Here is a 787-nt window from a genome sequence, read left to right as displayed (position 1 = left end):
GGAGTTCGCTTGTAAGCGACGCATTCTTTCTCGCTTACGGCGGACTGCACTGGGGCTGGTCGGAAACCCGCTCGCTGCCGCTCAGGGTCCGGCGTCAGTTCGTCGAGGCCCTCGAGCGGCAGCTTGATTTTGAACGTGAGCAAACGGAACGGCGATAGATGAACGGCGATCTCGGACTGGGCATAGTGGTATCGATGAAGGATGCGTTCTCGCAGAACGCGCAGCGCATCCGTGGTTCCATGATGGACCTCGATTCCACCGTGGCGGATGCCAGCGAGCGGATGACTCGCAACCTGGACCGCATCCAGCAAGGGACCATGATGCTGGGGGCGGGACTGGCCCTGATGGCAATGCCCGCCGCCTTGGTCGCCTCCACCGCCGCGACCCAGAAGGCCCTGGGAGAGCTGGCGTCCTTGGGCGTGCAGGATCTCCGGGCCATCGAGGACGCCGCAGAATCCTTCACCAACCAATGGTCCGGTGCCGACAAGGCCGCCTTCATCACCGCCACCTACGACGTGAAATCGGCCCTGTCCAACCTCAGCGACGAGGCCGTGGGCGTCTTCACCTCCATGGCCGCCATGACCGCCAAGGCGACCAAGGCCACCACCCAGGAAATGGTCGGCACCTTCACCACGGCCTACGGGATCTTCAAGCCCATCATGGCCGACATGAACGACATGGAATGGGCGACCGCCTTTTCCGGAGCCATGGCGCAGACCGTGGCCTCGTTCAAGACCAACGGCACCCAGATGGCCGACGCCATCAAGAACATCGGCGCGGTGGCGGC

1 pseudogene is annotated in these 787 nt (G+C 63.7%); it reads left to right on the top strand.

From position 1 onward, the window contains the following. Positions 1–158: 158 nt before the first annotated feature. A pseudogene (locus tag JWJ90_RS22795) lies at positions 159–787 on the top strand (phage tail tape measure protein); the annotation flags it as partial.

Source organism: Desulfobulbus rhabdoformis (genome assembly GCF_016919065.1).
Lineage (GTDB): Bacteria > Desulfobacterota > Desulfobulbia > Desulfobulbales > Desulfobulbaceae > Desulfobulbus > Desulfobulbus rhabdoformis.
The sequence above is the reverse complement of the archived record's forward strand: the minus strand, read 5'-3'. Positions and strand labels throughout refer to the sequence as shown.